The following is an 11,976-nucleotide window of genomic DNA, read 5'->3' as shown; positions in this document are numbered from 1 at the left end:
TCGCGCCTCCGCGCCTCCGCGTCTTCGCGCCTCCGCGTCTTCGCGCCTCCGCGCCTCCGCGTCTTCGCGTCTTCGCGCCTCCGCGTCTTCGCGCCTCCGCGTCTTCGCGCCTTCGACACGCCGCCCGCGCCCCTGCACGGCCGTCCCGGTCCTCCCTGCGCGCAGCGAGCACCCCCGACTCGCCGCCCCAGCCCTCCCTGAAGACAGCGAACCCGCGCCCCGCCGACCGCCCGGCCCTTCTCGCAGGCAGCGAACCCGCGCCTTGCCGACCGGCCCGGCCCTCCCCGTGGGCAGCCAACACGCCCAGCCTTGGGCAGTCGACGGACCGTCACCGTGGGGGTGCTGTTGGTGGGGGAGGTGGGCGTGCTGGAGGTGGGGGTGAGGGTGGCTGACGGTGTGAGCTGAATCACTCTCCGACACCTGAACCCGTTCGGGTGGCCGAGGATCTCAACATCCGTGAAGACCTACTTGCCTGGCCTGCTCGCGGCGGGTGCCGCGGCGGCCGTGATGCTCAGCTCCGGTGCGACCGCACAGGCCGCCACCGCGTCAGCCGCGTCCACGACTTCAGCCACGTCAGCCACGTCAGCCACGTCAGCCGGGTCGGCCGTGTCCCGTCTGTCCGCGGCGTCCGGCACGTCGACGGCGTTCCCGAAGTACAAGGCGCCGAAGGTGTTCGGGACCACCTTCCAGGCCGACCCGGGGCACGACTTCACCAAGCACATCAGCTCTCGCCGCAACGGCATCCTGCGCGGCTGGATCACCTACGTGAACGGCGGCGTCGCCGAGTACGAGCCGATCCGGTGGCGGAAGGGCACCAAGACCGAGGGCCACTTCGAGGGCCCGCCCGAGGGCGACGTCACGGCCTACTCCTCGCCCGTCGCCAAGAACGTGATCTTCCTGTCCGCGTACGGGTGCGCGGCCTCGGCGACCGACCTCACCGTCGACCGCGACACCGGCCTCGGCGCCAAGCGCTGCTCCAGGGCCACGCTGCTCGAGCGGCACGACCGCAGTCGGCAGCCCGCGCTCATCACTGTTCACAACGGGCAGATCGTCCAGGTCCAGGAGATCTACACCCCCTGACGCGCGCCGCGGGATCCGTGCCCCGTGGGGGCGGGCGCGGGCGACGAGAGTGCGTGGAGGGGCGCCCGCGAGCGCGTACGCGGGGGCGGATGCGTACGTGAGGGCGGGGGCGCGAAAGGACGCGGCGGCGGGGGAGAAACGTAGGGGACGAACGGGGTCATACCAGGGCCGTGCGGGGCCCGATGGGAAACACCTGGGAAAGATCTCTCCCGCTCGCCGATCCGAGAGCATAGTGTGAGGTGATGGATCGTCGCATCTTCGGGCTGGAGAACGAGTACGGCGTGACCTGCACGTTCAGGGGCCAGCGCAGGCTGTCCCCCGACGAGGTCGCGCGCTACTTGTTCCGGCGGGTCGTGTCCTGGGGCCGATCGAGCAACGTCTTCCTCCGCAACGGCGCGCGTCTCTATCTCGACGTGGGCAGCCATCCTGAATACGCAACTCCCGAGTGTGACAACGTCATCGAGCTCGTCACCCACGACAAGGCGGGCGAGCGCATCCTCGAGGGCCTGCTCGTGGACGCCGAGAAGCGGCTGCGCGAAGAGGGCATCGCCGGTGACATCTATCTGTTCAAGAACAACACCGACTCGGCCGGTAACTCCTACGGCTGCCACGAAAACTACCTCGTCGGCCGGCACGGGGAGTTCGGGCGGCTGGCCGACGTGCTGATCCCGTTCCTGGTGACCCGGCAGATCGTGTGCGGGGCCGGGAAGGTGCTGCAGACGCCGCGCGGCGCCGTCTACTGCGTCTCGCAGCGGGCCGAGCACATCTGGGAGGGCGTCTCCAGCGCCACCACCCGTTCCCGGCCGATCATCAACACCCGTGACGAGCCCCACTCCGACGCCGAGCGCTTCCGCCGGCTGCACGTCATCGTGGGCGACTCCAACATGAGCGAGACCACCATGCTGCTCAAGGTCGGCGCCACCGACCTGGTGCTGCGCATGATCGAGTCGGGCACCGTGATGCGCGACCTGTCGCTGGAAAACCCGATCAGGGCCATCCGTGAGGTCTCCCACGACATGACCGGGCGGCGCAGGGTGCGCCTGGCCAACGGGCGTGAGGCGTCCAGCCTGGAGATCCAGCAGGAATACCTGTCCAAGGCGAAGGACTTCGTCGACCGCCGCGGCGGCGACGCCATCGCCCACCGGGTGCTGGAGCTGTGGGAGCGCACGCTGCACGCGGTCGACACCGGCAACCTCGACCTCGTCGCCCGCGAGATCGACTGGGTGACGAAATACCAGCTCATCGAGCGCTACCGGCGCAAGTACGACCTGCCGCTCTCCTCGCCGCGAGTGGCCCAGCTCGACCTGGCCTACCACGACGTGCACCGCAAGCGCGGCCTGTTCTACCTGCTGCAGAAGCGCGGCTCGGTGGAGCGGGTGGCGTCCGACCTGAAGATCTTCGAGGCCAAGTCGGTGCCGCCGCAGACGACCAGGGCGCGGCTGCGCGGCGAGTTCATCCGCAAGGCACAGGAGAAGCGGCGCGACTTCACCGTCGACTGGGTGCACCTGAAGCTCAACGACCAGGCGCAGCGCACGGTGCTGTGCAAAGACCCGTTCAGGAGCGTGGACGAGCGGGTGGACAAGCTGATCGCCGGAATGTGAGCCCACGCGCGGACGTCCCGTCCCGTCCCGGCCGGACGCCAGGGGCGGGACGCGGCCGACCGGCCCCGCGCGACGGGGAGCGGTCTTGCGGCGGGCGGCGACAATTCGGGCCTGGCGGGTCTCGCCACCCCGGTGCCGCCGCATGTGGGCATACCGGGAACTGGCAGGCCGTTTACCTCGGCCCTACCGGGAAGTCGGGTAAGGTGACGCGAACCTGACGTCTTTCCGAGGGAAACTCATGCGCCGCGCTCTGGCCGTTCTGGCCGCCGTGCCATTGATCTTGTTCGCCGCCGCGTGCGGCTCCGAAAACGGTGCCACGACCGCCGCCGCCCCCTCCGGCGGGTCGTCCGGGGTCAAGGTCGCCGGGAACGTGGGGGCCAAGCCCACGGTGACCTTCCCCTCCGGCAAGCCCGCCACCACGTCGTCGTACGAGGTGATCCAGCCCGGCGGCGGCACCGGCGTCAAATCCGGCGATCGGGTCATCGTCAACCTGACCGTCTACAACTGGGACGGCCAGGGCAACGCGGTCCAGGGCTCCTCGTACGACACCAAGGCGCCGGAGACGATCGCGGTGAACGAGCAGCTCCCGCAGGTCCTCCAGGAGGGCTTCACCAAGATCAAGCACGGCGGCCGACTGCTGGCCGTGCTGGCGAACGACACCGTCCCGGCGGAGCAGCAGGCCACCACGCCGGCCGAGCCGACCAAGGTGTTCGTGTTCGACGTGGTCGGCACCCAGCCGCCGCCGCTGAAGGCCGCCACGGGCAAGGAGAAGAACGAGTCCATCGAGGGCGTCAAGGTCGACAACCCGGGCGGTGAGAAGGCGCCCACGCTGACCACCAAGACCGACGAGAAGGCGCCGAAGGACCTCGTCGTCAAGACCGTCATCGAGGGCACCGGCAAGAAGACCGAGGCCGACCAGACGCTCGTCGTCCACTACACGGGCAAGATCTGGGGCACCGACAAGCAGTTCGACTCGAGCTGGGAGCGGGGGCAGCCGGCCGAGTTCCCGCTGGCCCAGGTGATCCAGGGCTGGCAGAAGGGCCTGGCCGGGGTGCCGATCGGCAGCCGGGTCGTGCTGAGCATCCCGCCGGACCTGGGCTACGGCAGCCAGGAGCAGCAGGGCATCCCCGCCAACAGCACGCTCGTGTTCGTGGTGGACGTGCTGGGCGCCTACTGAGCCGCAGGCCGGGACCCCGAGGGGTTTCCGCGGCGTGCTGACGGACGGTCCTACCACGCGGTAGCATCGCGAGGCCCGGCGGCTCGGTTGCCGCCGGGCCGCTCTGTGCCGGGAAGGGCCGGGAAGGGCTCGGAAGGGCTCGGAGGGGCTGGGACGACTGGGAGGACCGATGCGCCGCCGTGCCTCGCTGCCGCGGCTCCCACTACTGGCCGCACTGCTGGCGGCCCCGCTGGTGTCCGGCTGCACGGGCGGGCCGGCCGCGGGAGAGCTGGACCTGACGGTGGGCGGCGCGTTCGGGGCCCGTCCGACGATCGTCTTCCCCGACGGCAGGCCCGTCGGCGGCCTGCGGGTGGACGAGCTGGCCGCGGGCCAGGGCGAGCGGCTCGGCGTCGGCGACGTGGCCATCGTCCAGTACACCGCCCACGTCTGGGACGGCCGTGACAACCGCCTGGTCGACTCCAGCTTCAACCGGGGCGCCCCGGCCGCGTTCCCGGTCGGGGAGCTGCTGCCGGGCCTGGAACGGGCGCTCACGGGCCGCAGGGTGGGCAGCAGGGTCATCGCCGCGATCCCGCCCGCCGACGGGTTCGGGGCCAACCCGCCGAAGGGCGTCGGCGTGGAGGACGAGCTGTTCTACGTCGTCGACATCCTCGGCACCCACCACAAGGGCGTCTCGGTCGAGGCGGGCGCCGGCACGCTGGCCGGGGTGCGGATCGAGGGCGGCGCCGAGCCCGCGCTGTCCGTGCCCGAGGCCGCGCCGCCCGCCCGGTTCACCGCCAAGGTGCTGTCCATGGGCGACGGGCACAGGGCACGGGCGGGCCAGCTCGTGGTCACCCAGTACGAGGGCGCCGTCTGGAGCCGCCGCCGCGTCTTCGAGGCCACCTGGAGCACCGGCGGGCCCAAGGCGTTCAGGCTCGGCGACGGCAGCGTGATCAAGGGCTGGGACAAGGCGCTGGTCGGCGTGCCGGTGGGCAGCCGGGTCGCGATGATCGTCCCGCCCGCCTACGGGTACGGCCCGGCCGGTCACGCGGCGTACGGGATCAAGGGCTCCGACACGCTCGTTTTCGTCGTGGACCTCATCGCCGCGTACTGACCGCCGGCCGCCCTGCGCGCGACGCCGCCATAGACTCCCGCTGTGAGTAGCGACGACCTGGAGGCGCTGGCCCTGTTGCACGACCCCGTCCGCCGCAGCCTGTACGACGCCGTCGCGTCCCGGGGCGGCGACGTGGGCCGCGGCGAGGCCGCCGAGGCCGCGGGCGTGTCCAGGACACTGGCCGGTCACCACCTCGACAAGCTGGTCGAGGCCGGGCTGCTGGAGAGCGGTTTCCGGCGGCAGGAGCGGAAGGGGCCGGGCAGCGGCCGGCCCGCGAAGGTCTACCGCAGGGCCGGGCGCGAGCGGTCGGTGAGCCTGCCGCCGCGCGACTACGTCACCCTCGCCTCGGTCCTGGCCGAGGTCGTGGACGGGCTCGGCGCCGAGGAACGGGCCGAACGGGCGGCGCGCGAGGCGGGCGCCAGGATCGCCCGGCGGCACCGGGGCGAGCCGGTGGAGCGGGTGCTGCGCGGGCGCGGGTACGAGCCGTACGCCGAGGGCGGGGCGCTGCGGCTGCGCAACTGTCCCTTCCACGCGCTGGCCGGGGAGCAGCCGCTGCTGGTGTGCTCCATGAACCTGGCCCTGTGCCAGGGCCTGCTCGAAGGGCTCGGCGACGATCCGGACAGGGCGAGGCTGGATCCGCGGCCGGGGGAGTGCTGTGTGTCCCTCACGGAGCCCACTCTAAAACAAACGGATATTGACATAGAAGATGGCTGATGGTGTGCTGAGCCGCATGCATCTCGCCCAGCTCAACGTCGCCCACCTGCGCGCGCCCATCGACAGCCCTCAGCTCGCCGAGTTCGTCGCCCTGCTCGAACCCGTCAACGCCGTCGCCGACCAGGCCCCGGGGTTCGTCTGGCGGCTCAAGGAGAGCGAGAGCGACCCCACCGCGACCGTCCAGCACGACTACGGCGACCTCCTGCTGGTCAACTTCTCGGTCTGGGAGTCACTGGAGACGCTGTGGGACTACGCCTACCGCAGCGTCCACCTGGGCGTGCTGCGCCGGCGCAGGGAGTGGTTCCTGCGCGTGGCCGAGCCGTACTCGGTGATGTGGTGGATCCAGGAAGGTCACGTCCCCTCCCTGGCGGAGGGCATGCGGCGGCTGGAGCGTCTCAGGAGCGAGGGGCCGGGCCCCGAGGCGTTCACGTTCAAGGACCGCTACGACTCCGGTGGCGGCTACGTGAGCAGCGAGGCCGCCAGCCGGCCGGCCGCCGCCGAGGCCAGGAAGTAGGCCAGGTCCTCCTCCAGTCCCCGGCCCATCGTGGAGAGCCTGACCGGCGACTCCCGCAGCGCCTCGTGCAGGCCCTCCACCGGGACCGGGACGAGCCGGTGCCGTACGGCCAGCAGCTCGGCCTGGTCCCTGACCCGCTCCCCGAACTCGCCGGGCAGCACCGGCACCGGCACCTCCGCCGGCGACAGCGCGACCCGGCCGTAGGCGGTCAGCGAGTGGTGGGAGACGCCGTAGTGGCGCTCGCGCCGGTCGCCCTCGCTGACCCGCAGCGCCGCCACCGGCCGCCCCAGCAGCACGCCGGCCGCGTTCACCGCCTCGCCCGCCGACACGCCCGAGAACCCCCACCGCGTGCCGGTGCCCAGGTTGCCCGGCCCCTGCGCGACGATCGCCACGTCGGCCTCCAGCACGTGCCGGGCCGCCAGCAGCCCGGTGTGGACGGTCACCGCCTCCAGATCGCCGCCGAACGACTGCCCCGCCGTCACCACGCCCGCCAGCCAGCCGGTTTCGCGCAGCCTGGCCGCCGCCATCGAGAACCAGACGGGCAGCGCCCCGCCGTCCTGCATCACGTACGCCACCCGCACGCCCGGCCTGGCCGCGTACAGGCCGCACAGGATCGGGGCCAGCGCCGAGTGCAGGTCGGCCACCACCACCGGCATGCCGTCGAGGGAGTCGGCCTCGCGCAATCTGTCGTGGTAGGGGGAATCCTGCTCGTCGGCTCCGTGCACCGTGGCCTGCAGCGGCGTGTACCTCGCCTTCACCAGGTGCCCCGGTCCCGAGGGGTCTTGCGGCAAACGGTTCGGGACGGCCACCACCATGGCGTAACCTCCCGTACCGAGACCCATCGCGAGCGCGGTCGTGTTGAGCAGCACCTCGTCGCCGGGTTCCGGGCGCCCCACCAGTGGCGGGTACGCCAGCGCCCGGCACTCGCCCTCGGGGACGGCGACGTCCAGCTCCACCGCTCCCGGCCACTCGCGTCGGATCCGTACGACCTCGCCCTTGCGCCATCTGATCACGGGGGCAGGGTAGCGTCGATGAAGGAGGAGTGAGGCAGATGTCGCGCCGGAAGACAGAACGGTTGCTCAATCTCGTGATCTGCCTGCTCGCCACCCGGCGCCCGCTGTCGGCCGAGCAGATCCGCCAGGCCGTCCCCGGATACGACCGCGATGGCGACGAGGCGTTCCAGCGCATGTTCGAGCGCGACAAGAACGAGCTGCGCGAGATCGGCATCCCGATCGACGTCGTCCGCGACCCGTGGGAGGACGAGCCGGGCTACCGGATCGAGCGGGAGTCGTACGAGCTGCCCGAGATCACCCTGGAGCCCGACGAGGCCGCCGTGCTGGGCCTGGCCGCGCAGGTGTGGCAGCGGGCCAGCCTGGCCGAGGCCGCCTCGGGGGCGCTGCTGAAGCTGCGGGCCGGGGGCGTGGCCACCGACCAGCCCGTCGCGGGGCCGATGGGCGGGGGCGCGCTGGAGCTGCGCGTCGACACCCGCGACCCGGCCTTCCCCGCGCTGTGGGACGCGGTGCGCGACCGGCGCGTGGTCCGCTTCGACTACCGCGCCTCGGGCAGCGAGACCGTACGCAGCCGCACCGTCGAGCCGTGGGGCGTGGTCAGCCGCCGCGGCCGGTGGTACCTCGCCGGGTTCGACCGCGACAGGGACGCCCCGCGCGCCTTCCGGCTCAGCCGCATCTCCGGGCAGGTCGTCCCGGTCGGCAGGCCGGGCGTGGTCGAGGTGCCCGAGGGCGTCGACCTGCGGGCCATGGTGGGCTTCCCCGACGAGCCGACGGACGAGCGGGTCGCCGTCGTCCGCGTACGCCAGGGGGCGTGCGAGGGGCTGCGCGGCCTGGCCAGGGCCGTGCGCCCCGGCACCGACGGGTGGGACGAGGCCGAGCTGGCCTTCACCGACCCGGAACGGCTGGCCGGATGGATGGCCAGCCTGGGCGCCGACGTCGAGGTCGTCGAGCCGCCGGACGTCCGCGAGGTCGTCATCCGCAGACTGAAGGGGGCAATGGCATGAGGGAACGCTGCGGGCACGTCAACGGGTGTGGCGGCGGGCCGCTCGGGCGGCGGGCGGGGGAGGGCGCGTGAGCGGGTCGGCCGATCGGCTGCCGAGGTTGCTGGCGCTGGTGCCGTACCTGATGTCCCATCCGGGGGCGCAGGTCGACGAGGTGGCCGCGGTCTTCGGGCTGAGCGAGAAGCAGCTCATCGACGACCTCCAGCTCGTGTGGATGTGCGGGCTGCCCGGCCACACCCCCGGCGACCTGATCGACGTGTCCTGGGACGGCGGCGAGATCATCATCGACAACGCCGACACCATCGCCAGGCCCCTGCGGCTGGGCATCGACGAGGCCAGCGCCCTGCTGATCGCGCTGCGCATGCTGGCCGCCACCCCCGAGCTGGCCGAGGTGCCCGGCGACGCGCTGCCCCGCGTCATGGCCAAGCTGGAGCGGGCCGCGGGAGAGGGCGCCGCCACCGTCAGCAGCCAGTTCGCCGTCGACGTGGACGCCGCCCCCGACGCCCTGCCGCGCGTGCGCGAGGGCCTCACCAAGGGCCGCCGCCTGTCGCTGCGCTACTACGTGCCCGGCCGCGACGAGGTGACCCCGCGCGAGGTGGACCCCATGCGGGTCGTGGTCGTGGACGGCCGCGCCTACCTGGAGGGCTGGTGCTACCGGGCCGAGGACATGCGGATGTTCCGGCTCGACCGGATGCTCGGCGTCGAGGTGCTCGACGTGCTCGCCGACCCGCCGGAGGAGGCCGAGCCCATCGACGTCACCCGCGGCGTTTTCCGTCCCTCCCCGACCGACGAACTGGTGGAGCTGGAGCTGAGCGCCGCCGGGCGGTGGGTGGCCGAGTACTACCCGTGCGAGGAGGTCACCGAGCTGGGCGAGGGACGCCTGCGGGTGTCGCTGCGGGCCCGCGACGAGGACTGGATACTCAGGCTGGCGCTGCGCCTGGGCGACACCGGCCGGGTGGTCTCGCCGCCCGACATGGCCGAGACCGTGCGCGCCGAGGCCGAGCGCACCCTGGCCCTGTACGCTCACCGGTCATGACATGGATCCTGTTGTCGTCGGGCCTGGGCGTGGCCGGGCTGGTCGTGCTCGCGTTCGCGGGCGTCCGGGTCGTCTCCGCGGCACGTACGCTGAGGGGGGAAATCGTCGCGGCGAAAGCCAGACTGGAGCCGCGACCGGCCGGATCGGCGGACCGGGGGGATGAGACCACGCCCCGGGCAGCGTACGATCGTGGCTGAAACAGGCACTCGCTAGAAAAGGGCGTTTCATGTCGCAACTCGGAGTTCCAGAACTTCTGATCATCGCACTGGTGCTCGTGCTGCTGTTCGGTGCGAAGAAGCTGCCCGAGATGGCCCGCGGGGTCGGCCGGTCGCTGCGCATCTTCAAGTCGGAGACCTCCAAGCTCCGCGAGGAGGACGACGACCAGCGCCACACGGTCCAGGCCCAGGCCCAGCCCGTGCAGCCGCAGCCCTACGCGCAGCCGCAGCCCCCGCAGCCGCAGCAGATCCCGTCCGCTTCGGGTCCGGCGCCCGCGCCCGCTCCGGGTGTGTCGGCCGAGGAGCAGGCCCGCCAGCTCGAGGAGCAGGCCGCCAGGCTGCGTGCCAACGCCGCGCAGGCCGACAAGCACGCCTGACACCTCCCCTGTCCCTCCTCGTCACCTGGACTGCTAGATGGCGCTGCTCAAACGGTCAAGTCAGCCCGCGTCTGATCCCGAGGGCCGCATGCCCCTCATGGAGCACCTGCGTGAGTTGCGCAACCGGCTGCTCATCGCGCTGGCCGCCGTGATCGTCGGCATCGTCATCGGATGGATCTTCTTCAATCCGGTCTGGGAGATTCTCAAGGCGCCCTACTGCGAGACCGACCAGGCGAAACAGCTCACCGGAGCCTGCAGCCTCACCTACAGCGGCATCTTCCAGTCCTTCTTCATCACGCTGAAGGTCTCGTTGATGATCGGCCTGGTGGCGGCGTCGCCTGTCTGGCTCTACCAGGTCTGGGCGTTCGTCACGCCCGCGCTCTATCGCAACGAGAAGCGCTACTCGATCGCGTTCATGGGGCTGGCCGTCCCGCTGTTCGTGCTCGGCGCGGCGCTGGCCTACCTCATCATGGACACCAGCCTGGGCATCCTGCTGGGGTTCTCGCTCGAGGGCACCGTCGCCACCATCGGCATCGACGACTACCTCGACTACGTCCTGATCATGCTGCTGATCTTCGGCGTCTCCTTCGAGCTGCCGCTGCTGCTGGTCTTCCTCAACATCATCGGGGTGCTCCCCCACGGGACCGTGAAGAAGCACCGCCGCACGGTCATCTTCGTCATGTTCGTCTTCGGCGCCGTGATCACGCCCGGCGGCGATCCGCTCACCATGATGGCGCTGGCCGCGCCCATGATCCTGCTCTACTTCCTGGCCGAGCTGTTCATGTTCCTGCGCGAGAGGCGCAGGCCCGCCGGCGAGGACTTCTCCCATCTGTCCGACGACGAGGCATCCCCGCTGGCCGAGGACGTCTCGCCGCTCGACGACGCTCCCACACCCCTCGACGACGACCCCACGCCCCTCGACGAGGAGCCGCCCGGCACCGACAAGCCCGGCACCGACAAGCCCGGCACAGACAAGCCTGGCACCGACAAGCCCGCCGACGAAAAGCCTGCCGACGACAAGCCGCAGTCCTGACCCTGGGCCGAGTCTGGGCCCGCGGTCTTGACGGAGGGCGGGAGGCCGTTCCGGATTCGCGTGAATGGCGATAAGTTCCGGGCGTGTCCCCACATATCGTGCTGCTCGTCAACCCCGCCGCCCGCGGCGGGCGTACGCTGCGCCTGCTCGAGCCCGTGGCGCGCCGGTTGCGCGCCGGAGGGGCCGAGCTGTCGGTGATCGTCGGCGATGACGCCGCCGACGCGCTCGCCCGTGCCTGCACCGCCGTCTCGGAGCGCCCCGACGCGCTGGTGGCGTTCGGCGGCGACGGGCTGGTGCACCTGGCCGTGCAGGCGGTGGCCGGCACCGACGTGCCGCTCGGCATCATCCCGGCCGGGACCGGCAACGACATCGCGACCGCGCTGGGCCTGCCCCGCAGGGACGTCATGGCTGCGGCCAGGACCGTGCTGCGCATGAAGACGCGGCTGGTGGACGCCGCGCACATCGAGACGGGCGTCAAGGCGGGCGCTTCGGCGGGCGGGGGCGGCCCGGTGGAGGCGTTGTTCGCGGGGGTGGTGTGCTGCGGGTTCGACTCGCGGGTCAACGAACGGGCCAACCGCCTCACCTGGCCGCCGGGCATGGCGCGGTACGTGGTGGCGACCGCGCAGGAGCTGCGGTCGTTCCGGCCGATCCCGTTCCGGGTGACCCTCGACGGGGGCGAGGTGGTCGAGCGGGAGGCCATGCTGGTGGCGGTGGCGAACACGCGCTCGTACGGTGCGGGGATGCGGGTCTCGCCCGGCGCCCGGCCGGACGACGGGCTGCTGGACGTGGTCATGGTGGGGGCCGTGTCCACGGCGGAGTTCCTGCGGGTGTTCCCCAAGGTCTACCGGGGGACGCATGTCGGACACCGGGCTGTGTCAGTCTGGCGGGTGCGCGGCGTGCTGGTGGAGGTGGCGGAGGCCGGGGGAGCGGGCGTGGTGGCCTACGCCGATGGCGAACGGGTGGGGGAGGTGCCGATGCGGTGCGAGGTCCGCCCGGGTGCGCTGCGGGTCATCGTTTGAAATCTACAATGTAAAGGCGTCGGGCCGGAGCGCCGTGCTGACCAGGGGACGGGCACTCGCCCTCCCCGCAGGCCACTTCGCGGCGACGGAGCCGGGCACGAGACGGAGA

Annotated in this window: 13 protein-coding genes; 12 read left to right on the top strand and 1 reads right to left on the bottom strand. The window is 71.9% G+C overall.

The window, feature by feature from the left end; genetic code table 11:
• The first annotated feature begins 456 nt into the window (after window positions 1-456).
• The 6 genes from ACZ6S0_RS30800 to ACZ6S0_RS30775 all read left to right on the top strand — a co-directional run bounded on the left by ACZ6S0_RS30800 (window position 457) and on the right by ACZ6S0_RS30775 (window position 6,176).
• The gene (locus ACZ6S0_RS30800; RefSeq protein WP_465922813.1) at window positions 457-1,080 is read left to right on the top strand and encodes a hypothetical protein; all 624 of its coding nucleotides are present in this window, start codon (window positions 457-459) and stop codon (window positions 1,078-1,080) included.
• A 242-nt stretch (window positions 1,081-1,322) separates the two neighbouring features.
• Window positions 1,323-2,681: a Pup--protein ligase gene (pafA, locus tag ACZ6S0_RS30795; RefSeq protein WP_344873549.1), complete on the top strand. Its 1,359-nt coding sequence runs from the start codon at window positions 1,323-1,325 to the stop codon at window positions 2,679-2,681.
• 238 nt (window positions 2,682-2,919) lie between these two features.
• The gene (locus ACZ6S0_RS30790; protein WP_465922812.1) at window positions 2,920-3,858 is read left to right on the top strand and encodes an FKBP-type peptidyl-prolyl cis-trans isomerase; all 939 of its coding nucleotides are present in this window, start codon (window positions 2,920-2,922) and stop codon (window positions 3,856-3,858) included.
• A 169-nt stretch (window positions 3,859-4,027) separates the two neighbouring features.
• Complete coding sequence (locus tag ACZ6S0_RS30785; protein ID WP_465922811.1) at window positions 4,028-4,948, top strand: FKBP-type peptidyl-prolyl cis-trans isomerase; 921 nt, start codon at window positions 4,028-4,030, stop codon at window positions 4,946-4,948.
• A 42-nt stretch (window positions 4,949-4,990) separates the two neighbouring features.
• Window positions 4,991-5,662 carry a helix-turn-helix transcriptional regulator gene (locus ACZ6S0_RS30780; protein WP_465922810.1) on the top strand — a complete coding sequence of 224 codons (672 nt, stop codon included), beginning with the start codon at window positions 4,991-4,993 and terminating at the stop codon, window positions 5,660-5,662.
• On the top strand, window positions 5,655-6,176 hold the full coding sequence (locus ACZ6S0_RS30775) for a DUF3291 domain-containing protein (RefSeq protein ID WP_465922809.1): 522 nt from the start codon (window positions 5,655-5,657) through the stop codon (window positions 6,174-6,176). Before ACZ6S0_RS30780 ends, ACZ6S0_RS30775 begins: the two co-directional genes overlap by 8 nt.
• Here ACZ6S0_RS30775 and ACZ6S0_RS30770 read toward each other — a convergent pair.
• Window positions 6,122-7,189 carry a DUF3866 family protein gene (locus tag ACZ6S0_RS30770; RefSeq protein ID WP_465922808.1) on the bottom strand — a complete coding sequence of 356 codons (1,068 nt, stop codon included), beginning with the start codon at window positions 7,187-7,189 and terminating at the stop codon, window positions 6,122-6,124. The genes ACZ6S0_RS30775 and ACZ6S0_RS30770 overlap by 55 nt on opposite strands.
• A 38-nt stretch (window positions 7,190-7,227) precedes the next feature.
• On the opposite strand from ACZ6S0_RS30770, the gene ACZ6S0_RS30765 reads away from it, so the two are divergent.
• The 6 genes from ACZ6S0_RS30765 (at window position 7,228) to ACZ6S0_RS30740 (ending at window position 11,867) form a co-directional block, all read left to right on the top strand.
• Window positions 7,228-8,190 (top strand): helix-turn-helix transcriptional regulator, encoded by a 963-nt coding sequence (locus ACZ6S0_RS30765; protein ID WP_465922807.1) that lies wholly within the window; start codon window positions 7,228-7,230, stop codon window positions 8,188-8,190.
• 67 nt (window positions 8,191-8,257) lie between these two features.
• Complete coding sequence (locus tag ACZ6S0_RS30760; protein WP_465922806.1) at window positions 8,258-9,223, top strand: helix-turn-helix transcriptional regulator; 966 nt, start codon at window positions 8,258-8,260, stop codon at window positions 9,221-9,223.
• Window positions 9,220-9,420 (top strand): hypothetical protein, encoded by a 201-nt coding sequence (locus ACZ6S0_RS30755; protein ID WP_344873534.1) that lies wholly within the window; start codon window positions 9,220-9,222, stop codon window positions 9,418-9,420. The genes ACZ6S0_RS30760 and ACZ6S0_RS30755 overlap by 4 nt, the downstream gene beginning before the upstream one ends.
• 29 nt (window positions 9,421-9,449) lie before the next feature.
• Window positions 9,450-9,815 carry a Sec-independent protein translocase subunit TatA gene (gene tatA / locus ACZ6S0_RS30750; protein ID WP_465922805.1) on the top strand — a complete coding sequence of 122 codons (366 nt, stop codon included), beginning with the start codon at window positions 9,450-9,452 and terminating at the stop codon, window positions 9,813-9,815.
• Window positions 9,816-9,912: 97 nt separating this feature from the next.
• The gene (gene tatC / locus ACZ6S0_RS30745) at window positions 9,913-10,848 is read left to right on the top strand and encodes a twin-arginine translocase subunit TatC (protein ID WP_465922804.1); all 936 of its coding nucleotides are present in this window, start codon (window positions 9,913-9,915) and stop codon (window positions 10,846-10,848) included.
• 83 nt (window positions 10,849-10,931) lie between these two features.
• A complete protein-coding gene (locus tag ACZ6S0_RS30740) occupies window positions 10,932-11,867 on the top strand; it encodes a diacylglycerol/lipid kinase family protein (protein WP_465922803.1) in 936 nt (311 codons plus the stop codon).
• The last annotated feature ends 109 nt before the right edge of the window (window positions 11,868-11,976 follow it).

It is taken from the genome of Nonomuraea sp. NPDC051298 (assembly GCF_055586305.1).
Note: the sequence above shows the minus strand (reverse complement) of the source record. Positions and strands in the feature narration are given on the sequence as shown.